This is a genomic window from Sphingobacterium haloxyli, from assembly GCF_002980525.1.
Taxonomy (GTDB): domain Bacteria; phylum Bacteroidota; class Bacteroidia; order Sphingobacteriales; family Sphingobacteriaceae; genus Sphingobacterium; species Sphingobacterium haloxyli.
Genome location: NZ_PVBQ01000002.1, coordinates 270,541 through 296,714, shown reverse-complemented (window position 1 = coordinate 296,714; position 26,174 = coordinate 270,541). Strand labels below are relative to the sequence as shown.

The following is a 26,174-nucleotide window of genomic DNA, read 5'->3' as shown; positions in this document are numbered from 1 at the left end:
ATTTCGATCATATGAATTTACAAACCGTTCCGTTAATTGTTCTATTATTAAGCGGTATGATCATATCTGCCACGGCACAACAACGGAAACCAAACATTGTCTTTATTCTAACCGACGATCTGGGTATCGGCGACATAGGTTCTTACGGACAGGAAAAAATTAAAACACCTAACCTGGATAAACTCGCTAGCCGTGGTATGCGATTTGAAAATTTCTACTCGGGCACATCCGTATGTGCACCTTCTCGTTCCGCACTGATGACAGGACAACATACAGGGCATACCTACATCCGCGGAAACAAAGAAGTCCAGCCGGAAGGACAGGAACCGCTGGCCGATAGTATCGCAACGGTTGCCATGTTGCTGAAAAAAGCCGGTTACACAACAGGTGCATTTGGTAAATGGGGGTTGGGTATGGTCGGCACATCCGGAGATCCGCTAGAAAAAGGATTTGATGAGTTTTACGGTTACAATTGTCAACGTCAATCTCATCGCTACTACCCTACCCACCTGTGGCATAATGCTGAAAAGATGGTGCTGGAAGGGAATAATTTGCAACAAAAAATACACTATGCGCCTGAGCTAATCCAGCAAAAAACATTAGCTTTTATTGAAGAGAACCAGCACAAACCTTTCTTCCTCTTTGTGCCAACAGTCCTTCCGCATGCGGAATTGGCAGGACCGAACGATGAATTCTATCAGCAATATAGCGCGAGCTTCCCAGAGACGGCGCACAAGGGAAACGATTATGGGCCGCATGCCACCATTCCTGGGTATGCTTCGGTCGAGAAACCCCGTGCCACATTTGCAGCCATGGTCAGTCGGCTAGACAACTACGTCGGTGAAATCGTAGACAAACTGGAACAATTGGGGCTATCCGAGAACACCTTGATTATTTTCACCAGTGATAACGGCGCGCATCGGGAAGGTGGTGCCGATCCGCAATTTTTTAACAGCTCTGCCGGATTAAAAGGATACAAACGCGACCTCTACGAAGGTGGTATTAGAGTTCCTATGTTAGCGGTTTGGCCGGGCAAAATAAGTCCTGCAAATACGATGTCACTTGTAGCTGCATTTTGGGATGTATTGCCGACACTCGCGGAAGTCTCCGGCGTTTCGATTCCCGATTCTACAGACGGGATTTCGATATTACCCACACTCACTGGAAAAGGAAAACAACGCAAGCATCGGTATCTATACTGGGAGTTTCATGAGGACGGAGGAAGACAGGCTGTTCGCTCAAGCGACTGGAAATTGGTAAGGCTCAAAGTTAAAGATGGAAGTCAAACGATCGAAGAGCTATACAACTTGAAGAACGATCCGGCAGAGCGCGATAATATCATCCGTAAGCATGGCAAAATAGCGAAGAAACTCGGAAAATACATCGATGAGGCCCATCGGGAGAGTCCTATTTTTCCTTTGATAAAGCAAATAAAATAGCTGTCGTTTATCTTCACGAAAGGCAAACGCCAGCGTATTACTTCTTCCTGCTCTTCGACCAGGGACTTTCAGTACTAATTTTCTTTTTTATCCAAACAAAGCGCTAAATAAATTCTCTAATGTTGCTAACGGACGAATAGCGATGTCGTACTTCTTAGCATCTAGCCCTTTTGTGTTATATTTTGAAATAAAAATGCCCTCGAACCCCAATTTTTCTGCCTCTGTAATTCGCTGTTCTATGCGGTTTACGGCCCGAATTTCGCCGGACAGCCCGACTTCTCCCGCAAATGTTACCTGCGACGGCAATGGGATATCCTGTTGAGAGGATATTAATGCCGCGATAACCGCCAAATCGATAGCAGGGTCTTCTACACGCAATCCTCCAGCAATATTCAAGAAGACATCCTGTGCGCTGAGCCGGAACCCGAAGCGCTTTTCCAACACAGCCAATAGCATGCTTAGACGTTTCGTGTCGAATCCTGTAGAGGTTCGTTGCGGCGTTCCAAAGGCCGAATTGCTTACCAAAGCTTGTACTTCGATCATCAATGGACGCACCCCTTCTAACATAGCAGCGATGGCAACCCCGCTTACCGGTTCATCTCGCTGTGAAATCATGATTTCCGAAGGGTTGGAAACTTCTCGGAGTCCCGAACCTTGCATCTCATATATCCCTAGCTCGGACGACGAACCGAAACGGTTCTTTACAGCTCGCAGGATTCGATACACATGGTTGCGATCACCTTCAAACTGCAACACCGTATCCACCATATGTTCCAATACTTTCGGTCCCGCAATAGAACCGTCTTTGGTAATATGGCCAACGATAAATACCGGTGTGCTTGTCTCTTTTGCAAAACGCAGGAGTTCCGCCGTGCATTCACGCACTTGGGAAACCGAGCCTGGAGCCGATTCGATCTGCGACGAATGCAAAGTCTGTATAGAGTCAATGACTACGATATCAGGTTGCACAGTTTCTATTTGCTTAAATATCTGCTGGGTAGAGGTTTCTGTCAAGATATAGCAATTTGCTTTTGAGCTCTGTGACAGTCTTTCTGCACGCATTTTAATCTGTCGCTCGCTTTCTTCTCCCGAGATGTAAAGCGTTTTTACTTTCGGTATACCTAGCGCTAATTGTAACATCAGCGTCGACTTCCCGATTCCAGGTTCGCCGCCGATCAACACGAGCGAGCCCGGCACAATCCCTCCGCCAAGGACCCGATTAAATTCGGTGTCGGGGGTAGCTAATCGTTGTTCATCCTGATAAACGATTTCGTTTATAATCGCCGCTTTATTTGACCGTCGTGATGTGCTTGGTGCGGACGTACTGCGCCATTCGGGAACTTTGGAACTCGCCTTTTCTACCACTTCTTCGACAAAGGTATTCCACTGCTTACACGATGGGCACTGCCCCAGCCACTTGGCTGATTCATATCCACACTGCTGACAGAAATATGTTGATTTTGCTTTAGCCATTGAACGAAAATAAGAAAAACAAGAAGACTTTTTCAAAAAACCTTGTCCTTCTGTAATATCGTCGTGTTGTTTCGCCGTGACTACCGAGAGGTAAATCTCTACATGCTCTATTTTATGGAAGATGAAGCTACCATACCCACGAAAGAAACTTCAGGCATCTGGGGCACGGCCCCAGGTGCCTGAAGTTTCTTCTCTACATAAATATATACCTTAATTCGGATAGCCAGGATTCTGTACCCAGTGGGTATTTACGTCAAGAACCATTGTTGGTACCGGAAATATACGACGGAAGCGCTCTGAAAACCCCGCAGGATACAGCGATCTGAAGCCCCAATCATCTTCAAATTTTCCAAAGCGAATCAAATCGTTACGACGCCAAGACTCATCGGCGAACTCGCGAGCCCGTTCATCCAGCAAATTATCTAGCGTAGGCGCTATTGTAAGCGCCGGAGCATTCACATAAGCCCGGATCTGGTTGATCAGCGATCCCGGTGTATCGCCGTTGGTAGGTGTTGCTCCGCGCAGGATCGCCTCAGCTTTCATCAACAAGACATCCGCATAACGAAAGATCGGCACATCGTTACTTTGATTCCGCGCGTTCGCCGACGTTACCGCTATGTCCATGTAAAATTTAATCGATCTATAGCCCATGGAGCGTCCTTTAAGATCGTTACCTACGTTCAAAGTTGGCCCACCGCCTGGGCGCAACTCGATCTCGCGCACCGTTTCTAGGTGCCAGTCAAACTGAACGTCCGCGTCAGGACCATCATAGTCCTGATCGATACCTCGTTTAGATGTACGGATTAAGAAGGGGCGATCCAGATCTTCGGTATAGTTAGACCAATAATACTGTAAGCCTCCAATATAAGACGCATTGCGCTCATCGCCTTCTAAATTAAACTTGTCCAAGTAGCTTGGTAGCACGCGGAACGTCCCTCCTACACTCTGTGGAAGCGGCGCAAACTGGTCCTGAGCACTACGGTGAATCCAGAAACGCGTATAAGTCATCCCGTGTTGCCGCTCGCGATCATAAGGCATCGCAAAAATGAAATCCCGAATATGCGGACCATTATCGGGACGAAACTTCTCCAGAAAGCGATGGCTGTCCACAATAAATTGGCCGGAACTAATGATTTCGTCGCACATGGCGACCACCTGATCCAGTTTCTCATTGCTCGCTGCGGGCGTATAGCTGCTTACATCTCCAGATGTATACACAGCCCAGTTCAGGTAGAGTTTTGCCAATAAAGCCTCTGCCATGTACTTGGTCGCCTTTCCGTAGGTTGCTGCTGTTACTTGAGTCGGCAATTCGTCCTTAACTTCCAATAGCTCCTGTTCGATAAATTCTGCAATTTGAGCTCGGCTTGTCCGCTGCGGAACCTCATCTACCGGCTCCGTGAGCAACGGTACATCGCCAAAATTATCCATTAGGATAAAGTAGTAATACGCACGGATAGCACGAGCCGGAGCGGTTAAGTCCGGGTTTGTTTCGTTTAGCAGAGCAATCGCATTGTTTGCCAGCGTAATGCCGGTGATTGCTGAGTTCCACATGCCGGGAAGTAAGCCATTGTCGGCCGTCCAGTTGTGCACATGAAACTCCCGATAACGACCACCGTCAAACCAGTCGGTCCCCATAGACACGCTCACCGCTTCATCTCCAGAAAGTGTTTGCGCCATCCAGTGATCGCGGCCTAAGGCACCGCGATACGCGGCATATACGTCAGCCATAATGGCCTCTGCGGCGCGCTCAGAATCCGGAAATTCCGTAAGCTGCGACTTAATATCTACATCCAGATCCGTGCACGATATCAGCGTCAAGCTTAGCGCAGATATCGAAAAAAATCGTTTTACTATTTTTGCGTTCATCTCTTTATTTTTTTGCTAATCAGTATAAATCCTCCTCGGATTACAAATTAAAGTTCAGGCCAAACATAAGGGTCCGTGTACGAGGGTAAGTCTGCCGGTTATCGATACCCGGTGTCAGCCCACCTAAACCTACTTCCGGATCATTTCCCGAGTAGTTGGTAATGACAAAAGCATTATTCACGGTTGCGTAAACCCGTAGATTCTTGATCGGGAGGTTTTGAACAGGCACTTTATAGCCCAACGTAATATAGGCCAAGCGCATAAAGCTTCCGTTCTCCAAATAGCGGTCTGATAAGTAATGTGCGTTTCTGTCTGTCATCAGTTCGGTGTTGAGCACGCTTGCCAATACATTTTTCTCGCCGGCGTTGCCCACCACATTGGAATGCCGCGCGCGGGTACCGTTCATTATTTTCTGTCCGAATGCACCTTGGAACATCATATTCAAGGAGAAATCTTTATAACGGAAGCTATTGTTCCAACCCATAACGAGTTTCGGTTGCGGACTCCCGGTTACCGCCTGGTCTTTACGCTCCGGCGTGTCGGTGGTTTCTCCTGTACGTTCACCGGTTTCGGCATCGCGCACATAGAACACGGAGACTCCTTCGTCATTATACCCTGCCCACTCCCAAGTATAGAATTGCCCGATTGGAGCACCTGGTGTCAGGCGTTGCTGGAAGACATTCGTCTGTCCGGCTCCGGCGAGATCCGATAATTCAATAAAGTCACGTGTAAATTCTCCCTTTGAGATGCTGATCACCTCATTCTTATTATGCGATAAAACAACGCCGGTATTCCATCCAAAATCATTGCGGGCTATTGCCTTGGCGTCCAAGGTAAACTCTATACCCCGGTTTTTGATTTCGCCCACATTAGCGGTTAACATGGAGTGGCGATAACGGGCCGTACTCACCGCGTAGTCGAAAATCAAATCGGTTGTTTTCTTTTCATAAACTTCTACGGAACCGGACAAACGGTTATTCAGCAAGACGAAATCCGCACCGACGTTCAACATTGTTGTTGTTTCCCACTTCAGATCCGGATTGGCGTTGCGTAACGCTGTCAAGGTACGTAATTCCCTTACAGTACCATCGGCCAGTACATAGTCGAAAAATGAAGAAGTAGTACCGTATACCGGTTGCGCGATGAACGCATCAAAACCCAGTGAGTTTCCGCTGACACCAAAACCTGCACGCAGTTTCAGATCGTTCACTACGGTAGATCCTTTCAGAAAACTCTCCTCGGACAGACGCCAGGCAGCAGACACCGATGGGAACGTCGCCCAACGGTGATTTTCTCCGAAAGCGGAGGAACCATCACGGCGAACAGTGGCCTGAATCAAGTACCTGTTGTCGTACCCATAGTTCACACGGCCATATACGGAAATCATCCGCAAAGTAGACAGTAAATGTCCGCCTGTTGCCAAACGGTCGATGACATTCGCCATCCCCGGGTTGTAGTAGCCCAAGTCGTCGTTGTAGTAATCGTTGGTAACCAGCTGGAAACCATCACCATTATTATTCTCTTCCCAAGAATAGCCCGCCAAAGCGGAGAACTTATGCAAACCGTTGAAGGTCTTGTCATAACTCAGGTTCATCTCCATCACCCGGCGTTCATCCTCTGAGGCAGAGCGCAATGCACGTCCATTTTGATTACGAGCCGCCATGGATAGACTGCTAAAATATTCAGCATTGTTGTATTGTGTGTTTTGTAGAGACAAGTCGATGTTGTACGTCAGGCTAGGTAAAATCTTATACCCCACTTTTGCATGCGCCTGCAGGACCTTTGATTTTCTAACATTCTGCGCCTCTTCGATCAACGAAACGGGGTTAGCATATTGGGAGCGAATCGGAACTTCAAACCACGACCCGTCATCATTACGTACTGGCGACACCGGCAGATAGTAAAGCATCGCATCGTATACACTCAAGCCCTCACCCCAAGCCAATACATCGTTCCGTTTGGTCATACTCGCATTGATATTAAAAGAAGCCGTCAAGCGGTCGTCCAAAGCCTTTGTCTGCAAAAAGCCTCGTCCGATCTGACGTCCCATATCGGTACCTTTTATGACTCCATTATTTTGGATGGTGTTCAGACTGGCGTGGTATTGCGTTTTTTCCGTTCCACCTACAATCGAAATATTGTGATTGGTTGAATTTCCGGTACGTTCTACTTCCCGCTGCCAATCGGTATCCGCACCGGTATCATCGGTGGGCTGCATGGAGAACTCAGGATTATCCGCGATATATTTACGGTATTGATCGCTGTTCATCATATCATAATGATTGGCCACCTTATCCATGGCGACATAGCCGTTGTAGGAAATATCGGATTGCCCTGCCCGGCCGCTTTTCGTTGTCACGATAATTACTCCGTTGGCCGCTTTAGATCCGTATATCGCTGTTGCAGAAGCGTCACGAAGCACATCAATCGATTCAATATCATCCGGAGCAATCAAGTTGAGCGATGCTCCGGGCACACCATCGATCACATAATAAGGCTCCATCGCTGCACCGGAGCGCAACGTCGATGCCCCGCGCAAGCTCATGGAAGGTCCCGCATTGGGATTGCTATTGTTCGTGGAAATCGTCAGACCAGGGACTTTTCCCTGCAACATCTGCGCGGGCGAGGTAAACACGCCGACGTTCATATCTTCTGCCTTCACCGTAGTGATGGAACTGGTTACATCTTTTCTAGAAACGCGGCCGTATCCAATTACAACTTCCTCCAAGGCCGTGCTGATAGGTTGTAACCTTACACTCAAAGCAAGCGGTTGCCCTGCTTGAATTCTATAGCCGGAGAGGGTATCAGGTTGGAACCCGACATAACTGAAGATAAATTGATAGGGGCCTCCTTCAGGCAGATCAGTGAAGCTGAATAACCCTTTGTCAGAAGAACTGGTGGTGAAACTTTTCCCGGATGTTCCGTGAACAGCTTTGATACTTACTCCAGAAAGAAATTCACCGGATTGATCCTGGGTCGCGCCCTTTACTTGCTCTTGCTGCGCTTGTACCGAAGCTAAGCCGGCGAAGAGTAGTGCAGCGCAAAGCACGCGTTTTTTTCTCAATTGATACGTGTTAAACATGGTTTTTTATTATGGATTATCATTTTTATGCGTATGTTTTTCTTCATCCTGCCGGTAAATGTTATAAGAACCATCGGGTTCTTCTTCAAATCGGAGGTCGTTAATGAGACAAATGACAGTTAAGACATTATGGATAGCTTCGTGTTGCGGATCAACAATGCCAGTATAAAGGATATCATTGATGCTATTATCTCGGATCCGTATGGTAGTTTGATAAACTTCTTGTAACTTCACGAAGACATCCCGCAACGGAATATTATCCAATGACAACAGGTTTTTATTCGTTTCCACCGTCTCAGTCTGCGTTGATTTTTCAACTTCTGGCTTGTCGCCTTTGCGGTGTTGAACAATCCGCATATTGGCATCAAATAAGAGATTAGCACCTTTACGATCCAATAACACACTTTCAAAAGCCGGTATACCGGTCGTGGAGGCTACCATAACCTTTCCTGTATGAAGCACTACGTTAGTATGTCGATCTTCGATGTATGTATCGATAGTAAAAGAAGTACCGAGCGCTGTAGTTTTTGTTTCTCCCGCAAATACGCTAAACGGCCTTTTTGCATCCTTTTCTACATCGAAAAAAGCTTTCCCTTCCAAGTGAACTTCGCGTGCCGAGTCTGAAAAATCGGCTAAATATCGGATACTGCTCTTCTTATATAAGTGCACTGTAGAACGATCAGATAGGTGAATGGTGTCCACAGGTATAGATTCGTTAGTTATGACAACCCACTGCGGCGATGATGTGCTGTCCCGCTGTACAAAAACCGGCATGTCTGACGGAAGAGATGCTTCCCAGAAATGAAACGAGATAAACAGAAGTAGAGATGCTGCGATACCCAGCTGTACTATTCGATTGGATCGCCGAAGGTGGTGTTCCCGTTTTCGGATTCTTATTTTTTCATGTAATATTCCTTCATCAATGTTTTGCGCCATCTTTTGGGAAGGTATTTCGGCTTTTGTTGTCCCGTCATACTTCCCCCATTCAACATCGTTAAAGATTTCTTCAACCACAACCGGATCTTCCCAGATTTTTCGACGTGCCTGTTGCTTTGCTTCAGATTTGCGGCCTTTGCCGCCTCGTTTTCTTCCGAACTTCATATTAGTATTACGTCGCCCGAAGAGGTACCCCTAGTGACTTAATAATTATTTAATAATGGCAACCGTAATTCTTATTGGATCAGTTTGGTCAAGTGGGGCATGGCAATTCCCATGAATAGGTCGCTCCAGCGAGATAATCGCGGTTCATATTGACACACAAGAATAGCTTACGCGATTACAACATCACCGAGTAGAGATGCTGTTTTAACTGCAAAAGAGCTTTACTGATATGGTATTCAACAGCTTTGGGAGAAATGGAAAACATATGGGCAATTTCTCTATGCGATAAGCCCTGTTTGCGGCTTAACTCAAAAACCAGCCGCCTCATCTTAGGCATATTCTCAATGTCCTTTTCCATAATATGCAACAGATCTTTGCTTTCTATCGCGTCAACCAAACTGTCGGTAAAGGGTGTTTCAGCGGACTCTCCTTCATATTTGAAGCGGGTAGCTTCTTTCCGAAGCACATCAATCATTACCTGTCTGGCCATACCAAACAACTGCACATCGATGCCCAGCTTCTCGCTGAGTATCCCACGTTGCTTCCACAGTTTGATAAAGGTGAGCTGCGTAACCTCCTCAGCTACATAGGCTGACTTCGTACGTTGCAATATAAAGCCATAAATCTGCGGATGATAGCGGTTAAAAACATGCTGGAATGCATGTTGGTCATCCTTTTTTATTGCTTTGATATGCTCCATAAAGTGCACAAATTTAGTCGGTTTACAGGTAGCCCACGGTTAACATGATGTTACATTTTTATGAATTCATAAATAACGTCTTGTATCCGGCTTCGTATATTTAAATCCAGTAGCTTTGTTGAGACTTGTGGGTGAACCCTATTGGACAAGAAAATATACACAAACTGATTTTTTGGATCGATCCATACACAGGTTCCTGTATAACCGGTGTGCCCGAACACAGCCTCATTTGCCAATCGGGATGGGTATTCTTTTTTCTTGTCCGGATCAGCTCGGTCAAAACCGAGCCCACGTCTACTATTTGACGACTGCTTTGAGGTAAATAAATCGACCGTCTCCGGCCTAAAATACCGAATTCCTCCATATTCACCTCTGTTTAACAATAATTGGCCGTAGATGGCCAGATCATTTGCCGTACCAAAAAGCCCCGCATGCCCAGCCACACCACCAGCCATTGCCGCTCCTTCATCGTGTACATATCCTTGCAATAGCTCTTTTCGAAAAACAGTATCGTGTTGTGTTGGTACGATCCGGCCTTTTGCAAACCGCTGGCGCGGATTGTAGCCAGCGGTTTGCATGCCTATCGGCCGATACAGCAATTCTTGTACATAATCCTCCATTGGCTTGGATATCATACGCTCGGCAATTTCTTTCATCACATACATACTAACATCACTATACACATAGTTTCCCGTCGGTTTCACCGCAGATTGTAGCATCTGGGGCCACATCACATCTCGGTAATAGCCATTACGCAGATAAGCGTTATCAGCTACGCGTATTTGATGGCTAGTATTCTGTTTATGCACCAAGTCGCCAGGTTTGAGGTTACGATAGAATGGAATAAAAGGGATAAAACCAGCTTCATGTAATAACACGCTCCGAAGCGGAATATTCTTTTTATTGGTTTCTTGAGCCTGTCCCAGATAGCATCCCATTGTGCTGTCTAAATTAATGATATCCCGCTCCTGTAAATGCATCACCACCGGAGTCGTCCCTGCTATTTTACTGACGGACGCGAGATCGAATATATCCGAAGTTTTCGTTTTTTCGTTTCCGTGATAGGTATGTGTACCATACGCTTTATCGAAAATAACTTGCCCATTTTTCACCGCCATAACGACTAGACCTGGTGTCGCGCGCTCCTGAATAGCTTCCGTGGCAATGGCGTCAATCGTTTTCGTCATATTCTCAAGATCCACTCCGCAGGAACTTTCTGTAGCATATTGTAAGCGGGTCTGTTCTGTTTTATTTTGCCCTTGCGTAATGGCTAACCCACCGAAAATCGACATTGCGGCATACTGCTGCGCTTCCTTATTAAATTCGGGGTAAACCAACTCCGAAAACTGACCTTGCAAACGACCCGGCGACCAACTGGAGGTTGTTTTCCTATTTTCAAACCGTACGATAATAACCTGCTTTTTGTGCACCATCGATTGTTGGACCATCAATAATAAGTCGTTGCGAAAATCTTCTCGCGTACCGGCTACAATGATGGTGTTATGATATTTTGTGTGCTCTTCATACTGATTAAAATCAAAACTTTTTACATCAGCATAACGCCCTACCATATTCACGAAATGAGCATATTTATTAGGAAAAGGCGTAACTACCGCTATATGGTGCCTATCCAAACGCTTCAGCGGCACTAGTCCTCCCGAATTTTGGATCATATTCGCTTTATTAACCACGTTCTGTTTATACTGAGCGACACTGCTCGACGTGTATAATAGCAATAATAAGCAAAAATAAGTTATGATACTTTTCATTCTATTCATCATTTTAAATTGTAAATTTATTAAAAGATTCTACATCTACGGTTCTTAATACTATTTAAGACTATACAAAAATGCACGATCCCTCCTTAACCTCTAATGTCGCCTCCGGATATTTGAGGTATGTAGAAATCAATCCTTAGCACTATCCCTCATCTCAAATATCCGCAGCGACGATTTTTTTGGTTCTTTTTTGGGGTAAAAAAGAACACAAAACCCTATATTTGATACATGCCCGAGGTTATAGACACTAAGACTATTTTTTCCCTTTTGGAGGTATCCCGTAGCATTCAAAAAACCATCGCGGAACGATACAAAAGTCTATATTGGATCAAGGCGGAGATGAACAAGTTGAACCATTACAGCCACTCAGGCCACTGTTATCCTGAACTGGTCGAGAAGAAAGAGGGCAAGGTGGTAGCAGAAATGCGTTCTATATTGTGGAAAGCCGATTACCAACGTATTAACGATCAGTTTCGTAGGCTGCTAAATGAGCCACTACGTGATGGCATCACCATTTTATTCCAAGCAGCCATTTCTTATGACCCACTGTATGGATTTAGCCTTAAAATCGTAGACATTGATCCTACGTTTGTATTGGGCGAGCTGGAAAGGGAGAAGCGAGAAAGTATCCGGAAGCTTCAGGCAGCGGGCATATTCAGTGCGAATCGAAAATTATATTTTCCACGTCTGCCTAAACGCCTTGCCATCATATCTGTGGAAACAAGCAAAGGCTTATCCGATTTTTTCAAGATTATTGAGCGTAACCCATGGAAGTACAAATTTGAATACACGTTGTTCCCCGCACTATTGCAGGGTGACAAATCGGTTCCATCTATTATTAGACAATTGGCAAACATTGCTGAGAAAACCGAGGAATTTGATGCCGTAGCAATCATTCGCGGAGGTGGTGGAGAGGTGGGCCTTTCCTCATACAATAATTATCAACTAGCCAAGGCTATCGCTATTTTTCCAATTCCAGTTATTACGGGTATTGGCCATTCTACTAACGAGACAGTAAGCGAGATGGTTGCTTACCAAAATGCGATTACTCCCAGTGAACTAGCCGATTTCCTGATACAAAAATTCCATCAATTTGCTATTCCGGTAGATGAAATCCAAAACCGTATTATACAGGCTTCAAAAAAGCTATTTGAGCAAGAAGAGCGCTTGTTAACGCAATTCAGCCAATCCTTATCTTGGAATGCTAAAACCGTCCTTACTACCCACCAGCACAATTTGACGACATCGATAAACCATTTACAACTTTTTAGTAGGCAATCGCTGAAAGACCGGCAGACGCTCATTAACAACATACAGCGATTAATGCAATTAGCAGATCCAAAGCAACTATTAAAAAAAGGATTCAGCATTACTAAAATTAACGGTCATGCCATTACACAAGATACTTCTGTGAAGGCGGGCGACGAAATAGAAACCATCCTGTACGATGGGACATTGCGCAGTAAAGTAACAAGATAAAATTATGTACCAGCAATATGACAGAAAATACATACACCTATAACGATGCGTTTGAGGAGCTTCAAGTGATTGTCTCGGAAATTGAATCTGGACAAACCAATGTCGACGAGCTTACACAAAAAATACGTCGAGCATCCCAACTAATAGCCATTTGTAGAGCCAAGCTGACGTCCTCTGAAGAAGAGGTAGAAAAATTGCTGGCGAAACTGGCAGAAAGTACAGCGGACAGTCCCGACCAGGAATTCACGGGGAGCCATGAAGAGGAATAATCAGATTAAAACATAGCCCAACACAAGGGCACTCATTGGGCTATGTTTAATGGACAATGAATTTATACCGTGACCTTAGTTCCGACAGGCTTTCCCGCTATGATATCTAAAATAACACGATCTCTCTTGCCATTAGCGATATATGTAGGAATATGCTTCGCTGCTGTATTTTTAGCGACCTTGAGTTTCGACTCCATACCACCACGACCAGAAGTCTCGCCTTTATTTGTCTTGGCGACGTACTGCTCGACTTGTTGATCAACCTTAATTTCACTGATGAGTTCGGAACCCTCATCCGCCGGATGCCCTGTATAAAATCCGTCAATATCGGTTAATATAATGAGCATATCAGCATGGATTAATTCCGCAATTAGACTGGCTAACTCATCATTGTCCGAAAACATAGAATGTGATACGGAAACTGCGTCATCCTCGTTTGCTATTGGAATAACGCCTTCTGCCATCAATCCCTCATAGCAGTTAATCATATTGGTACGGTGTTCACCTGGGTTAAAATCACGTTTGGTGGCCAATACCTGCGCACATCGCATACCATAATTCTGAAAAAGAGTATAGTAGTGCCGCATTAGCCGAGGTTGACCTATAGCCGAATAAACTTGCCTGCGCTGAGACTTGTCTTCTATCACACTATCGCCTAAGATCTCTCGACCGGCGTTTACCGAGCCGGATGAAACCAATACCGTCATGATATCTTCTTCGTATAATTCCGCTACTTGATCAACCAATTTATTCAGAGCCGGTTGCATAATACGATTGTCCCGATTGGTCATGACACTTGTCCCTATCTTAACGACAATTCTCTTTTTATACTTATGCATGCTGTTTATTGTTCTCCTTTCCCAGCTGTACCGCCCGGTCAAACGCGGCATAAGCTGCATCTTTAATCAACTCCTTGACATTGTTTTCTTCCATCGAATCCAGCGCAGCGCGGGTGGTGCCACCTTTAGAGGCCACTCTATCCATCCATGCAGTGGGGTTAATGTCAGAACTGTTAAACAGTTCGACCGCCCCTTGAAATGTCTGTGCTACCATCAACCGCGCATCCTTTTCGCAAAAACCCATTTTTATAGCGGCCTCCATCATCGATTCCATAAAATAGAATACGTAAGCCGGTCCCGAACCAGATATACCTGTGGATTTATCAATCTCCATTTCGTTGGCAAGCTTAATGGATCGTCCTGTGGTATCAATCAATTTTTCTACTGTCAACAGCTCTAGTCGCGAAACTTCTTTAGAGCCCACAAAGGATGTGAACCCGTGTCCTACCTGCGCCGCAAGATTAGGCATTGCACGGACTACTTTCTTAATCCCCATAGCTTCCTGCATCGTCTTAATCGTAACACCCGCCATGATAGACACGAAAATTTGGTCTGGTTTTTTGTGCTCTTTAATCGCTTCAAAAACTTCGTCGCTATGATAAGGCTTCACAGCGATAAATACAATGTCTGCTTTTGGCAAACAATCTGCTAATTTCTCGTAGACATCGAACGTGCCTTCCGCCCGTAATTCGGCAATTTTTTCTGCCGAATTGTCTAAAATCATCAAATCTTTTTCTTTCAATAAGTCTGATTGGGCCATCCCTTGAGCATACGTTAGCCCCATGTTTCCGGCGCCAATTACTAGAATCTTCATTTAATTATTTTTTTAATAGAATAACATTAGTTCGCTAACACCCCACAAGGAACGTGCTGAAAATTAAGATGATGCAAAATAAGCGGGTATATTCTCACAGAACAAATGACACAAAGCTCTGTTAAGTAGGGGCTTAACCTGCTTCGAAATTTTTTTCAAATTTTTTTCAATAGGATAAATGTCAGCTCTGTCAAAATGACCACAAAAGCCGACACATTTTGGCGCGACGAGAAATGTTTTATCTTGCTATCACCGTTTTCATACGAGCGCGCGCAATTACTTTATTTTCGAGTTTTGTTTCGATTTCTACCAGCGTAACACCCATAAATTCCTGTAGAATCGTTATGGCAGAAAAAACGGTTTCTCCTATTTTGGGCAACCCATCAACCACTACATTCTGCATAGAACCGATATAGCCCATTGGTGCATTTTCGCCCTTCAGAAAATGGCCATATCCGGTGTGTAAGGCCACCGACTGTGCCATATGCTCAAGCAAACCACTTTCAGCTAATCTTTCGTCATCGACAAACAAACCGCCTGCTTTTACAGAAAACGTCGACACCAATCCGCTATCGCAATAACTTTCCAAGCTCGAAACCATCACTATAGGCGCTCGCTGGGGAATGAGTTTTATTAACGTTTCGTCTGAAATAGGTAGAGATATCATTTCCAAAAATCAAAAAAGTTAAACCATTGGAGCGGATACTTCTGTAAAATCCCTTCCACACTGCTCGTATAGGCCGCAAGAACAGCGTGGGGCTCGCGCTGTTTTACATCAACTGCTCTACGTGCATAAAGATGATATCGAAGTCCAGATTCGCGCATCACATAGACAAAAATAACGGGAGCAGATAAGCGCGAGGCGATACGAAAAGGCCCTGCAGGAAAATGTGCCACTTTACCAAGTAATGGAGCAGTGAGTGTTTTAGCACCATCAAAATACCGATCCCCTGTAAAACAAATAAGTTCGTTATTCGACAAGGCTTCGTTGATCGCAAAGACATGGGACATATCTTCTTGAATATGGATGAACTTGACACTTGGTTTCTCAGAAATACGCTTTATATATTCTTTGATGATGGTACGTTCCTGGTCTGCTGCTACTAAGTTGATTTGAAGATCCACGTCAATATCAGCAAAGAATTTATCGGCAATTTCAAAATTACCCACATGCGCCGATATGAGAATACCTCCCCGTTTTTTCGCTAGAACTTCCTTTAAAATATCTATTCCATCAAATTGATAAGTATATTTGCCCCGTAAACCAGACGAGATAGCCACCTTGTCGATGATGGTCTGCCCAAACACGAAGTAGGTTTGATAAACGTTCCATAACGCTTTCCATATCCCATATCCCTGCCGTTGACGCAAATAGTAGTAAATAGCACGGAAACTTTTGGGAGAGAAGAGAAAATAGTAGAATGATACAAAGATAAGCAAACCGTACGCAGCACGGACGCCTAGTTTTTTGATTAAAAAGACAAATATCTTATAGCCAAGGAGTGTTCCTTTTGACTTTCCGTCCCATTGGCTCATGTCCCTCCCTATTTAATTCCTTGCCGTCATTCTTTGTTCTACAATATTATAGAAATCCTGGAAAGTAACCACGCCTTCAAAATCTGCCTCCGCTAACTTAACACCAAAATTGGACTCGATAATAACAACCAAGTCCACATAGTCTAAACTATCTAGGTCAAGAGATTCTTTTAAAGACGCTTCCGGACTGATAATCTGCTCATCTACCTCAAACTCATCCACCAAGATTTCATTTATCTTTTGATATACACTCGCTTTATCCATCGTTAAATTTCTTGACAACCAATGCGGAATTGGTCCCACCAAATCCGAAAGAATTAGACAAATATATGTCAAATTCTTGTTTTATAGCGTGGGAAACAAAATTTAATTCCTTGATATCATCATCTGGCTCATCCAAATTAATGTTAGGCGCTATAAATCCATGCTGCATCATCAGGGTAGAATATACGATTTCCGAAGCTCCTGCCATCCAACATTCGTGTCCTGTCATGGATTTCGTAGAACTGACATATGGCTTATTCCCAAATACTTCTAAAATTGCTTTTGCTTCATTTGCGTCACCAATCGGTGTGGACGTCGCATGGGCATTGATATAGGCAATATCTTCTGCCCGTATATTGGCCTGTCCAAGTGCTCGTCGCATAGCTTTTGCCGGCCCTTGGATATTAGGGGTTGATATATGGCCACCGTTCGAAGAAAACCCATAACCTATTATTTCTGCGATGATCGGCGCGCCTCTATTTATGGCCGATTCATAACTCTCCAATATTACCGTTGCCGCCCCCCCGCTAGGAACCAAGCCTGTGCGCCTTTTATCGAAAGGCCTTGAAGCCTGTTGTGGGCGGTCAATATCTGTCGCAAAGACTCCCAAGCCATCAAAACTCGCCATGGCATAAGGGTTGATTTCCTGTGCACCGCCACAAATAATCATATCCTGCAGCCCTTGCTGAATAAACATGTAGCCTAGGCCAATGGCATGTGACCCGCTAGCACAAGCTGCACTAATCGTCATGTTAATTCCAGACAATCCAAAAATAGTTGCCAAATTCATGGTAACGGTAGAGTTCATGGATCTGAAGATAGCTCCAGAGCCAATAAGCTGAGTATCTTTCTTCTCGCGTACAATATCCGTTGCTTCAATAACCGCCTTGGAGACACTATCGTTTCCAAACAAAATGCCTACCTCTCGCTTATTCAGGTCATCTGCTAGTAATCGGGCTTGTCCAAGTGCTTCTACGGTTGCCATATAAGCATACTCGGACTCCTCGCCCATACTTATACGTTGACGCCTATTGAGCGCCTTCTTTAAATCTGGTGGGGGCACTGAACCTGTTAACGGCGATTGAAACCCGAAGGCTAGTCGTTCTTCATCCATTACAATACCCGATCTACCCTCAAAGAGTGATTGTTTAACTTCTCCTAAATTTGTCCCGATGCAGGAATAGATACCCATCCCCGTAATGACCACACGTTTACTCATCCGACAATTCTACGTATAAATTCCACCATTTATATTGATAATTTCCCCCGTGATATAACCAGCTTTCTTAGACGCAAGGAAGCAGACTAAATCAGCGACCTCTTCTACCTCCCCAAATCGGTTTGCCGGAATAAGCGTCTTCAGTTCCTTTTCGTTCATTCCCGCTGTCATATCCGAACGGATAAATCCTGGAGCAACCGCGTTAACCGTAACGTTTCTCTTTGCAATTTCTTGTGCCAATGCTTTTGTAGCACCCACAACGCCAGCCTTTGCCGCGGAGTAATTGACCTGCCCAGCCGTACCTTTGACACCCGAGACTGAGACGACATTAATGATTCGTCCATACCGTTGACGTAATAGTTTTTGGATAAAAAAATGTGTTACGTTATAAAAGCCTTGCAAAGAAACGTCTATCACAGCAGACCAGTCTTCCGGAAGCATCCACATAAATAGACCATCTTTCGTAATACCGGCATTATTAACGATGACTTCTACGATCGCTTCCGGGTGACGCTCGCTCCATATATTTAGTGCCTCTTTTACTTCAGTTGCATTTCCAACATCGAATTTGATAATTTCGCCAGTTGCTCCCTCACCTTGTAATGCAACCAATGTTTCTTTGGCCGCGTCTTCGTTCCCTTGATAATTAATCAGCACATGATATCCCAATTCGCCAGCTAATTTTTTACAGATTGCTCGCCCGATACCTCTCGATCCGCCTGTTACTAGAGCACATTTCATATTATATCATCCGTTAATAACGTCTATTTCTTCATCAAATATTCCTTGACCTGCTGAATGGCAGGATAAAGTGGTTTGTCGTCCGAAAAAGCCGGAATAATTGCACTAATTTCATCATACACCGCTTTTGTCTTTGAAGATACAAAATTTTGATAATTTAAAATATCAATTGCTTGTCGCACAGCTATACTTTGTACGGCAAGTACTTCAAACGCATTGACAATCACGCGATTCGTTATCACCGCGGCATTTGCCCCCATACTCACAATATCTTGGTTATCGTTGTTATTCGGAATACTGTGTATATACATGGAGGTAGAAAGCGTTTGGTTTTCAGCCGTGGTGGACGTAGCCGTAAATTGTGCTCCCTGCATCCCAAAATTAAAACCAAGCTTGCCCATATTTAAAAATGGAGGCAGCAGCTCGTTGATTTTAGCATTCATGAGATAGTTTAATTGCCGCTCTGATAACATAGTAAGTCGTGTAATCGCCAACTTTAATTTATCCATTTCTAGAGAGATATAATCGCCGTGAAAATTTCCTCCATGATAAACGTTTTGATCTTTCACCGAAATAATAGGATTATCACTAACTGAGTTCAATTCATCCTCGAGCACCTTCCCTGTATGCCGAATCGTCTCCAAAATCGGCCCTAAAATCTGTGGAACACAGCGCAGAGAATAGTATTCCTGTACCTTGTCTTTAAAAACGTCTTCTTGATTATTACCGGAGTACAAATCTTCCTCACGTTTTTTTATTAGGCCACTATCGGCTAAATGTTCCCGCATACGTGTGGCAATCTGATTTTGTCCAACATGCAACTTTACTGAGTTCAAGCTTACCGAATAATGATCGTCATGTGCCTTTACAATTTCATTCATCGCACAAGAAAGCCAAATCGACCAGTCCAACAACTTAGATGCATAGAAGTAATTGACAATGCCTATGCCTGTCATCACGGATGTACCATTGATCAGCGCCAGCCCCTCTCGCACCACGACATCAATCGGCTTTAATTTTTCTTCCTCAAAAACAGTTGCGGTAGGTCTGCGTTCATTTTTATAAATAACTTCCCCTTCTCCGATTAAAACAAGGGCCAAATGCGCCAGTTGTACCAAATCACCACTTGCCCCCACGCCGCCGTGCGCAAAGATTACGGGCGTAATACTTCGGTTGATCAATTCTTTGAGTAGTTCAATAACACTCGAATGGATCCCGGACTTCCCTTTAGAGAGGTTTGCCAAACGCGTCAGCATGGTTGCCTTTACATGGAGCGACGACAATACCTCGCCCGTACCGGCAGCATGGCTACGAATCAAATTGTATTGTAACTGATTCGTATCTTCATCTTGTATACGGTACTGTGCCATTGGTCCAAACCCGGTATTCACCCCATAGATCACTCTATTCGCGGCAAATTCTTTCAGGAAAGTGTGACTTTCTTCGATCGCTCGGAACACCTCCGGTTCTACACCGAGAGGCTCATCCTTAAATACAATCTCATAAAACTGAGACAGCGTTAATTCTTTATCTACCGAAACCATTATATTTCTGTATTCGTGCTATTTTTTGTTTCCCACAGAAAAGCACAGATTTTACTGTTATTTTTGCTGGGCAGGATCATATTGAACCATTGCAAAAATACTATAATTTAATTTTATTCGCTTAATTCATCAAATTATGAATGTCGAGGAAGTAGACATTTTAATTATCGGTGCCGGCCCATCGGGCTGCGTCGCCGCTGGGTATCTAGAACAACAAGGTGTTCGCATCAAGATTATCGAGAAATCCAAGTTTCCTCGTCTGGTTGTAGGCGAGAGTCTAATTCCTCGCGTGATGGACCACTTTAAAGAAGCTGGACTGTTGCCCGCATTAGAAGCGCAAGGTTTTCAAAAAAAGCCTGGCGCACGCTTTATCCGGGGCGAAGTCGTTAGTATCTTTGATTTTGGTGATAAATTTGGAGAAGGATGGGATTGGACCTGGCAGGTGCCCCGTGCAGACTTCGACTACGCGATGACCCAAGCGTTGCAGCGAAGGCAGGTCGATATTGCTTTTGAGACAAGCGTCACGGCGATTGAATTTGAGGGCACCGACTCTTTAACCACCATTCAAGACAAGGCAGGAAACCGCTCACAAATAAAAGCAAAATTTGTTATCGATGCCAGCGGATATGGACGGGTTCTCCCGCGTCTGTTATGTTTAGACAAGCCATCATCGCTGAATCCGCATTCCGCCATCTTTTCCCATGTTAGAGATATCAATCGTCCTGAAGGTGTAGAAGGTACGCAAATTTCTTTTGATGTATTAGATAGAGAAGTGTGGCTATGGGTCATACCCTTTTCGAATGGAATGACAAGTCTAGGCATTGTTGCGCATACTGATTTTATCGAGCGATTGAAAGGAGACGACGGTACAGCGAAAGCCTTAGAAAGAGCGATTAAGCTATCCGATTTCTATGTGAAGCGTTTTGCAAATGCCGCCTTTGAATTTGAGCCTATTCATCTTAAAAACTATTCTGCTGCTGTCTCTAAAATGTTCGGAGATGGGTTTACACTAACGGGCAATAGCGCTGAGTTTCTCGATCCCGTATTTTCGTCAGGTGTATGTTTTGCAACTGAATCGGGTATTCTTTCTGCAAAACTAGCCTACCGACAGTTGCAAGGAGAGAAAATTGATTGGCAGGTGGAATATGCCGACTATATGGAATACGGCATCAGCGTGTTTACTACCTATGTGAAAGAATGGTATACAGGCAATCTGCAAACGCTTTTTTTCCACCGCCCCGAAAACTTGGATGTAAAGCGTAAGATATGCGCGGTACTGGCGGGCTATGTCTGGAACAAAGAGAATCCGTTTGTCAAGAAACATGATAGGGTAATCCGCACCTTAGCTTATATGTTAGGGGGTGACGAGCGATGATACGACACTGATCACATAAATAAGCAAAAAGCTATTCACCTTCTGATTTAGGCGGTTGTGTTTTGGTTGCACCGGCCTTGAACCTTGGTTTGAAACCCGCCGGTTTGCTTGTCGGAGTTTCGGACGTCTCCGGCTTGTGCTCCTCTTTAGGCTTTTCCGGTTCAGCCGCCTTTGTGGCCCCTGCCTTGAATCTTGGTTTGAAACCCGCCGGTTTGCTTGTCGGAGTTTCGGATGTCTCCGGCTTGTGCTCCTCTTTAGGCTTTTCCGGTTCAGCCGCCTTTGTGGCCCCTGCCTTGAATCTTGGTTTGAAACCCGCCGGTTTGCTTGTCGGAGTTTCGGATGTCTCCGGCTTGTGCTCCTCTTTAGGCTTTTCCGGTTCAGCCGCCTTTGTTGCCCCTGCCTTGAATCTTGGTTTGAAACCCGCCGGTTTGCTTGACGGGGTTTCGGCTTCTTTTGAGCGGGGAGATAGTTCTTCCAATATCTCCACCGCAACAGATTCATCCTTGACAGCAGTTTCCACTTCCTCCGTCAAGGCGTACTGCTTTCTTAGCTTATTAAACCAGAATTTCTTGGTATGATCAAAACTTTTTTCTCCCATTTGAGCATAGTGCTGCCTAAACTCCTCATACAGCGGGCCATTATCGCCCCGTAACTGTGACAAATCTATTTTCTTTTTGGCAAAAAAATCCTCAAATGTCATCACGAACAATTACTCCATATTATGATATACCGCCTGTACATCGTCATCCTCTTCGATCTTATCGATCAGTTTGAGCACATCGGCAGCCTGTTCTTCATCTAATGCAGTATGGGATAAAGCAATACGTTCTAATTTGGCAGATTTCACTTCAACCCCCTTTTGCTCTAAAAGGCTTTGCATATTCCCAAAGTCCTCAAACGAGGTTTGAACAACGACAATATCATTACCTTCTTCATCGGCTTCTACATATAGCTCTTCCAGTCCTCCATCAATAAGTTCTAGTTCCAATTCTTCTACATCCAGGTCTTCCGTGGCCCCAAATCGAAAAATCGATTTTCGTTGGAAGATAAAATCAAGCGATCCTGTTTTGCCCAATGAACCGCCCGATTTGGTAAAATAACTTCTAATGTTTGCCACCGTACGGTTGGTGTTATCAGTTGCCGTTTCTATCAAAACTGGTACGCCATGTGGACCATATCCTTCATAAACATATTCTTCATACCCTTTCGCGTCCTTTTCAGAAGCCCTTTTGATAGCTGCTTCAACACGATCTTTCGGCATGTTGACCGCTTTAGCATTTTGAATGGCAGTACGCAAACGGGAGTTATTTTCCGGATGTGGACCGCCCTCTTTTACCGCGATGGCTATCTCTTTTCCTAAGCGTGTAAACTGCACGGCCATTTTGGCCCAACGTTTAAATTTTCTTTCTTTCCTAAATTCAAAGGCTCTGCCCATTGTTTTATACGTTTGTTTTGAGGTTCGCAATCATGTCTTCTGTTATCGACGCCAAATCAAACTTTGGTTCCCAGCTCCAATCTTTACGCGCAAAAGAATCATCGATGCTTGCAGGCCAACTGTCGGCAATCGCTTGACGAGGGTCATAATCAACATAAGACATCTCAAAATTAGGAAGAATTTTTTTAATTTCTTCGGCAATCTCCGCAGGAGTGAAAGATAGTCCCGCGAGATTATAGCTTGAACGGATGGAGATCTGTTCACTAGGAGTATCCATCAGTTCGATAGTTCCACGCACCGCGTCTTCCATATAGAGCATGGGCAAAGCTGTGTTGGCAGAGAGAAAACACGCGTACTGACCATGCTTGAGCGCTTCTATAAAAATATCGATAGCGTAATCTGTTGTCCCACCTCCCGGCGCAGTTTTCCAAGAAATAATCCCCGGATAGCGAATACTGCGAATGTCTAGATCATATTTATGATGATAATATTCACAAAGCCGTTCGCCTGCCAGTTTACTGACTCCATAAATACTAACAGGATCCATCACACAATATTGATCCGTGTATTGTTTGGGAGAGTGCGGTCCAAAAACGGCGATGGAGCTAGGCCAAAAAATCTTCTTAATCCCAAGCTCCAATGCTAGATCCAATACATGTAGCAGACCATTTATGTTAAGATCCCAAGCTTTTTGCGGGTATTTCTCACCAGTCGCAGAAAGCATGGCCGCAAGCAGATAAACCTGTGTGGGCTTATATTTCTCAAACAAACTCTTTAATGCAGATTTGTCCAATACGTTGATGATCTCAAAAATTTCATCTTCTTTTAATGCATGTGGTTCCCGAATGTCTGAAGTGATGACATTTTCGGCACCGAATCTACTGCGAAGCGCTGTTGCCAGCTCTGATCCAATTTGACCATTCGCGCCAATCATTATTATACGCTCTTTCATTGTGACAAAGTTAGCGCATTTTTTAGGCAAAATTGGATAGCAATCGATTGCTTAGTTTGTCCTTTTTTTATAGAAAAAACCAGAATTACAAATCTTTAAATATTCAGAGGAAAACATTACACGGTATTTAATAAATTGCAAAATATCTTTTTATTTTCGTACTTTTACAGGCTAGATTTATCGCAAAAAATTTAACATCTTAAACAAATAAAACAAATTCAATTATGAAAGTTGCAGTAGTAGGCGCAACGGGCCTTGTAGGGTCAGAGATTTTGACCGTTTTAGCGGAACGTAATTTCCCGGTAACAGCGTTAATTCCTGTCGCATCGGAGCGGAGCAAGGGTAAGGAAATCGAGTTTAAGGGGAACAAGTACAAGGTCGTTACGCCAGCCGAAGCTATTGCTCTCCACCCTGATGTAGCTTTGTTTTCTGCAGGAGGCGAAACTTCAACAGAATATGCCCCTCAGTTCGCGGAAGCGGGCATTACGGTCGTTGACAACTCGTCGGCATGGCGTATGGACCCGACGAAAAAATTGGTTGTTCCGGAAGTAAATGGCGAAGTGTTGTCCGCAGCGGATAAAATTATCGCAAACCCAAATTGTTCTACTATCCAAATGGTAGTGGTGCTTCAACCGCTACATGCGAAGTATAAAATAAAACGCGTAGTCGTATCTACTTATCAATCTGTTACTGGAACGGGTGTAAAAGCCGTTAATCAATTGATGGATGAACGAGCAGGAAAAGATGGTGAAAAAGCATATCCATATCAAATCGACTTAAATGTCATCCCTCATATTGATGTATTCCAAGACAATGGGTACACAAAAGAGGAAATGAAAATGATCAAGGAGACGAATAAGATCATGGGTGACGACTCCATCCGTGTAACAGCAACGACGGTCCGTATTCCGGTCATGGGGGGGCATTCCGAGGCTGTGAACATAGAGTTTGAAAATGATTTTGACCTGGCGGAAGTACGTCAATTACTAGGGGAGCAAGAGGGCGTCATTGTGATCGATGACCCTGCAAATCTCCAATATCCTATGCCCAAAGATGCGCATGGAAAAGATGAGGTTTTAGTAGGGCGTATCCGTCGTGATGAGTCGCAAGATAAAACATTAAATCTTTGGGTTGTAGCAGATAACCTAAGAAAAGGAGCGGCAACGAATGCGGTGCAGATCGCCGAATTGCTTCTTAAAAAAGGGTTAATTTAGCAACTTTTTTTAGAAAAAAGTTGTGCAAACCGAACGTAGTGAGTTCATGAACACCAAAGTAAGCATTAGTTCATAAAAAGCGCCACTTTAAAATTTTGAATAAAGGAATAAATTTTACATGTGGCATTCAAAGGTTAAGGAGGGGATAGTACAATTGCATGATCCCCTCCTTAACTTTAATTGTCGCATCCAGATATTTGAGGTATGTAGAAACTCATTCTTCGTATTATCCATTATCTCAAATATCTGAAGCGACGAGGTTTTTGCTTCTTTTTCACGGGGAAAAAGAAGGTAAAAGTAATATCATGTTAAAAGAAGAAAGACAAGCCTATATCATCCATCAGATAAACCTACACAACAAGGTATTATCATCTGACTTAAGTGTACAGCTCAACGTGTCTGAAGATACCATACGACGCGATTTAAACGAGCTAGCCGAGAACGGCCAGGTACTAAAAGTATATGGAGGTGCGTTATCCAAATCTTTTCAATTCCCTTTTCAGGAGGGAAACGTGTATGCTAAAGAATCAAAAAAAGAGATTGCCCACAAGGCCATCGGACTGATACAGAGCGGAATGACGGTATTGGTAGGAGGCGGAACAACCATGATTGAATTGGCGCGATCAGTCCCCAATGATCTTCAGTGTACGTTCTTTACCATCAGCCCACTCGTTGCACTTGAGTTAGCGGAGAAAGATAACATCGATGTTATCCTTATTGGTGGGAAATTATCTAGAAACACAAATATTGTATCCGGTGCGCAGGTTATCAATGAGCTCTCAGATCTACGGGTAGATCTATGTTTGCTTGGCACAAACAGTTTGTCGCTGGACGAAGGTATCACAGATTCGGACTGGGAAGTTGTCCAGATTAAACGAGCAATGATTAAATGTTCTAAGAACCTCGCTATCCTCAGTATTGCAGAGAAATTGAACTCTAATCAGAAAATGCGCGTCGCTCCGTTACGGGACGTCACCTATCTCGTTACGGACCTTGATCCCAAACATCCTAAATTAACGGAATTTGCCTATCAGATCGAAGTGAAGTAAATGTT

General features: G+C 44.3%; 24 protein-coding genes. 7 read left to right on the top strand and 17 right to left on the bottom strand.

Going from position 1 to position 26,174, the window contains the following annotated elements:
• Positions 1-11: 11 nt before the first annotated feature.
• The gene (locus tag C5745_RS03145) at positions 12-1,439 is read left to right on the top strand and encodes an arylsulfatase (RefSeq protein ID WP_105715512.1); all 1,428 of its coding nucleotides are present in this window, start codon (positions 12-14) and stop codon (positions 1,437-1,439) included.
• Between the two features lie 87 nt (positions 1,440-1,526).
• On the opposite strand, the gene radA is transcribed toward C5745_RS03145, so the two are convergent.
• Positions 1,527-2,912 (bottom strand): DNA repair protein RadA, encoded by a 1,386-nt coding sequence (gene radA / locus C5745_RS03140; protein ID WP_105715511.1) that lies wholly within the window; start codon positions 2,910-2,912, stop codon positions 1,527-1,529.
• Positions 2,913-2,954: 42 nt separating this feature from the next.
• Between radA and C5745_RS20150 the strand changes: the two genes are divergently transcribed.
• Positions 2,955-3,095 (top strand): hypothetical protein, encoded by a 141-nt coding sequence (locus C5745_RS20150; protein WP_165793002.1) that lies wholly within the window; start codon positions 2,955-2,957, stop codon positions 3,093-3,095.
• 27 nt (positions 3,096-3,122) lie between these two features.
• On the opposite strand, the gene C5745_RS03135 is transcribed toward C5745_RS20150, so the two are convergent.
• From C5745_RS03135 to C5745_RS03115, 5 genes are all read right to left on the bottom strand, one after another.
• Positions 3,123-4,778, bottom strand: coding sequence for a RagB/SusD family nutrient uptake outer membrane protein (locus tag C5745_RS03135; RefSeq protein WP_105715510.1), 1,656 nt, complete (start codon positions 4,776-4,778; stop codon positions 3,123-3,125).
• 40 nt (positions 4,779-4,818) lie between these two features.
• Complete coding sequence (locus C5745_RS03130) at positions 4,819-7,860, bottom strand: SusC/RagA family TonB-linked outer membrane protein (protein ID WP_105715509.1); 3,042 nt, start codon at positions 7,858-7,860, stop codon at positions 4,819-4,821.
• Between the two features lie 9 nt (positions 7,861-7,869).
• Complete coding sequence (locus C5745_RS03125; RefSeq protein ID WP_105715508.1) at positions 7,870-8,961, bottom strand: FecR family protein; 1,092 nt, start codon at positions 8,959-8,961, stop codon at positions 7,870-7,872.
• 175 nt (positions 8,962-9,136) lie between these two features.
• Positions 9,137-9,661 (bottom strand): sigma-70 family RNA polymerase sigma factor, encoded by a 525-nt coding sequence (locus C5745_RS03120; protein WP_105715507.1) that lies wholly within the window; start codon positions 9,659-9,661, stop codon positions 9,137-9,139.
• Between the two features lie 50 nt (positions 9,662-9,711).
• Positions 9,712-11,430, bottom strand: a complete 1,719-nt coding sequence (locus C5745_RS03115) for a serine hydrolase domain-containing protein (protein WP_105715506.1) — start codon at positions 11,428-11,430, stop codon at positions 9,712-9,714.
• 237 nt (positions 11,431-11,667) lie between these two features.
• Between C5745_RS03115 and xseA the strand changes: the two genes are divergently transcribed.
• Positions 11,668-12,918 carry an exodeoxyribonuclease VII large subunit gene (xseA, locus tag C5745_RS03110; protein ID WP_105715505.1) on the top strand — a complete coding sequence of 417 codons (1,251 nt, stop codon included), beginning with the start codon at positions 11,668-11,670 and terminating at the stop codon, positions 12,916-12,918.
• A gap of 17 nt (positions 12,919-12,935) precedes the next feature.
• Positions 12,936-13,187, top strand: a complete 252-nt coding sequence (gene xseB, locus C5745_RS03105; RefSeq protein ID WP_105715504.1) for an exodeoxyribonuclease VII small subunit — start codon at positions 12,936-12,938, stop codon at positions 13,185-13,187.
• A gap of 62 nt (positions 13,188-13,249) precedes the next feature.
• Here xseB and proB read toward each other — a convergent pair whose 3' ends face one another.
• The 8 genes from proB to C5745_RS03065 all read right to left on the bottom strand — a co-directional run bounded on the left by proB (position 13,250) and on the right by C5745_RS03065 (position 20,144).
• Positions 13,250-14,026 carry a glutamate 5-kinase gene (gene proB / locus C5745_RS03100; protein WP_105715503.1) on the bottom strand — a complete coding sequence of 259 codons (777 nt, stop codon included), beginning with the start codon at positions 14,024-14,026 and terminating at the stop codon, positions 13,250-13,252.
• The gene (gene proC / locus C5745_RS03095; RefSeq protein WP_105715502.1) at positions 14,019-14,840 is read right to left on the bottom strand and encodes a pyrroline-5-carboxylate reductase; all 822 of its coding nucleotides are present in this window, start codon (positions 14,838-14,840) and stop codon (positions 14,019-14,021) included. The genes proB and proC overlap by 8 nt, the downstream gene beginning before the upstream one ends.
• A 238-nt stretch (positions 14,841-15,078) precedes the next feature.
• On the bottom strand, positions 15,079-15,513 hold the full coding sequence (locus C5745_RS03090; protein ID WP_207795700.1) for a hypothetical protein: 435 nt from the start codon (positions 15,511-15,513) through the stop codon (positions 15,079-15,081).
• Positions 15,504-16,376 (bottom strand): LpxL/LpxP family acyltransferase, encoded by an 873-nt coding sequence (locus C5745_RS03085; RefSeq protein WP_105715500.1) that lies wholly within the window; start codon positions 16,374-16,376, stop codon positions 15,504-15,506. The genes C5745_RS03090 and C5745_RS03085 overlap by 10 nt, the downstream gene beginning before the upstream one ends.
• 12 nt (positions 16,377-16,388) lie before the next feature.
• Complete coding sequence (locus tag C5745_RS03080; protein ID WP_105715499.1) at positions 16,389-16,640, bottom strand: acyl carrier protein; 252 nt, start codon at positions 16,638-16,640, stop codon at positions 16,389-16,391.
• Positions 16,633-17,859, bottom strand: coding sequence for a beta-ketoacyl-[acyl-carrier-protein] synthase family protein (locus C5745_RS03075; protein ID WP_105715498.1), 1,227 nt, complete (start codon positions 17,857-17,859; stop codon positions 16,633-16,635). Before C5745_RS03075 ends, C5745_RS03080 begins: the two co-directional genes overlap by 8 nt.
• Before the next feature lie 9 nt (positions 17,860-17,868).
• A complete protein-coding gene (gene fabG / locus C5745_RS03070) occupies positions 17,869-18,600 on the bottom strand; it encodes a 3-oxoacyl-ACP reductase FabG (RefSeq protein ID WP_105715497.1) in 732 nt (243 codons plus the stop codon).
• A 23-nt stretch (positions 18,601-18,623) separates the two neighbouring features.
• Positions 18,624-20,144 carry an HAL/PAL/TAL family ammonia-lyase gene (locus C5745_RS03065; protein WP_105715496.1) on the bottom strand — a complete coding sequence of 507 codons (1,521 nt, stop codon included), beginning with the start codon at positions 20,142-20,144 and terminating at the stop codon, positions 18,624-18,626.
• Positions 20,145-20,280: 136 nt separating this feature from the next.
• Here C5745_RS03065 and C5745_RS03060 point away from each other — a divergent pair, with 136 nt between their 5' ends.
• Entirely contained in the window at positions 20,281-21,519 is a 1,239-nt protein-coding gene (locus C5745_RS03060; RefSeq protein ID WP_105715495.1) for an NAD(P)/FAD-dependent oxidoreductase, read from the top strand.
• Positions 21,520-21,550: 31 nt separating this feature from the next.
• Here C5745_RS03060 and C5745_RS03055 read toward each other — a convergent pair whose 3' ends face one another.
• Genes C5745_RS03055 through C5745_RS03045 form a run of 3 tightly spaced genes read right to left on the bottom strand, consistent with a single transcriptional unit; the run spans position 21,551 to position 23,906 of the window.
• Positions 21,551-22,219, bottom strand: a complete 669-nt coding sequence (locus C5745_RS03055) for a hypothetical protein (protein WP_105715494.1) — start codon at positions 22,217-22,219, stop codon at positions 21,551-21,553.
• A 9-nt stretch (positions 22,220-22,228) separates the two neighbouring features.
• Positions 22,229-22,954 carry a YebC/PmpR family DNA-binding transcriptional regulator gene (locus C5745_RS03050; RefSeq protein WP_105715493.1) on the bottom strand — a complete coding sequence of 242 codons (726 nt, stop codon included), beginning with the start codon at positions 22,952-22,954 and terminating at the stop codon, positions 22,229-22,231.
• A gap of 4 nt (positions 22,955-22,958) precedes the next feature.
• Positions 22,959-23,906 carry an NAD-dependent epimerase/dehydratase family protein gene (locus tag C5745_RS03045; protein ID WP_105715492.1) on the bottom strand — a complete coding sequence of 316 codons (948 nt, stop codon included), beginning with the start codon at positions 23,904-23,906 and terminating at the stop codon, positions 22,959-22,961.
• Between the two features lie 224 nt (positions 23,907-24,130).
• Between C5745_RS03045 and C5745_RS03040 the strand changes: the two genes are divergently transcribed.
• Both C5745_RS03040 and C5745_RS03035 read left to right on the top strand, forming a co-directional pair.
• Positions 24,131-25,120 carry an aspartate-semialdehyde dehydrogenase gene (locus C5745_RS03040; protein WP_105715491.1) on the top strand — a complete coding sequence of 330 codons (990 nt, stop codon included), beginning with the start codon at positions 24,131-24,133 and terminating at the stop codon, positions 25,118-25,120.
• 305 nt (positions 25,121-25,425) lie between these two features.
• Positions 25,426-26,169 (top strand): DeoR/GlpR family DNA-binding transcription regulator, encoded by a 744-nt coding sequence (locus tag C5745_RS03035; protein WP_105715490.1) that lies wholly within the window; start codon positions 25,426-25,428, stop codon positions 26,167-26,169.
• The last annotated feature ends 5 nt before the right edge of the window (positions 26,170-26,174 follow it).

Excerpts from the sequence above, each read along its gene's own strand:
- C5745_RS03065 (WP_105715496.1), bottom strand. The coding sequence starts at position 20,144 with ATGGTTTCGGTAGATAAAGAATTAACGCTGTCTCAGTTTTATGAGATT.
- C5745_RS03130 (WP_105715509.1), bottom strand. The coding sequence starts at position 7,860 with ATGTTTAACACGTATCAATTGAGAAAAAAACGCGTGCTTTGCGCTGCA.
- C5745_RS03085 (WP_105715500.1), bottom strand. The coding sequence starts at position 16,376 with ATGAGCCAATGGGACGGAAAGTCAAAAGGAACACTCCTTGGCTATAAG.
- C5745_RS03050 (WP_105715493.1), bottom strand. The coding sequence starts at position 22,954 with ATGGGCAGAGCCTTTGAATTTAGGAAAGAAAGAAAATTTAAACGTTGG.
- xseB (WP_105715504.1), top strand. The coding sequence starts at position 12,936 with ATGACAGAAAATACATACACCTATAACGATGCGTTTGAGGAGCTTCAA.
- C5745_RS03115 (WP_105715506.1), bottom strand. The coding sequence starts at position 11,430 with ATGAAAAGTATCATAACTTATTTTTGCTTATTATTGCTATTATACACG.
- C5745_RS03060 (WP_105715495.1), top strand. The coding sequence starts at position 20,281 with ATGAATGTCGAGGAAGTAGACATTTTAATTATCGGTGCCGGCCCATCG.
- C5745_RS03045 (WP_105715492.1), bottom strand. The coding sequence starts at position 23,906 with ATGAAAGAGCGTATAATAATGATTGGCGCGAATGGTCAAATTGGATCA.
- C5745_RS03075 (WP_105715498.1), bottom strand. The coding sequence starts at position 17,859 with ATGAGTAAACGTGTGGTCATTACGGGGATGGGTATCTATTCCTGCATC.
- C5745_RS03035 (WP_105715490.1), top strand. The coding sequence starts at position 25,426 with ATGTTAAAAGAAGAAAGACAAGCCTATATCATCCATCAGATAAACCTA.
- radA (WP_105715511.1), bottom strand. The coding sequence starts at position 2,912 with ATGGCTAAAGCAAAATCAACATATTTCTGTCAGCAGTGTGGATATGAA.
- C5745_RS03055 (WP_105715494.1), bottom strand. The coding sequence starts at position 22,219 with ATGACATTTGAGGATTTTTTTGCCAAAAAGAAAATAGATTTGTCACAG.
- proB (WP_105715503.1), bottom strand. The coding sequence starts at position 14,026 with ATGCATAAGTATAAAAAGAGAATTGTCGTTAAGATAGGGACAAGTGTC.
- proC (WP_105715502.1), bottom strand. The coding sequence starts at position 14,840 with ATGAAGATTCTAGTAATTGGCGCCGGAAACATGGGGCTAACGTATGCT.
- fabG (WP_105715497.1), bottom strand. The coding sequence starts at position 18,600 with ATGAAATGTGCTCTAGTAACAGGCGGATCGAGAGGTATCGGGCGAGCA.
- C5745_RS03135 (WP_105715510.1), bottom strand. The coding sequence starts at position 4,778 with ATGAACGCAAAAATAGTAAAACGATTTTTTTCGATATCTGCGCTAAGC.
- C5745_RS03120 (WP_105715507.1), bottom strand. The coding sequence starts at position 9,661 with ATGGAGCATATCAAAGCAATAAAAAAGGATGACCAACATGCATTCCAG.
- C5745_RS03145 (WP_105715512.1), top strand. The coding sequence starts at position 12 with ATGAATTTACAAACCGTTCCGTTAATTGTTCTATTATTAAGCGGTATG.
- xseA (WP_105715505.1), top strand. The coding sequence starts at position 11,668 with ATGCCCGAGGTTATAGACACTAAGACTATTTTTTCCCTTTTGGAGGTA.
- C5745_RS03080 (WP_105715499.1), bottom strand. The coding sequence starts at position 16,640 with ATGGATAAAGCGAGTGTATATCAAAAGATAAATGAAATCTTGGTGGAT.
- C5745_RS03040 (WP_105715491.1), top strand. The coding sequence starts at position 24,131 with ATGAAAGTTGCAGTAGTAGGCGCAACGGGCCTTGTAGGGTCAGAGATT.
- C5745_RS03125 (WP_105715508.1), bottom strand. The coding sequence starts at position 8,961 with ATGAAGTTCGGAAGAAAACGAGGCGGCAAAGGCCGCAAATCTGAAGCA.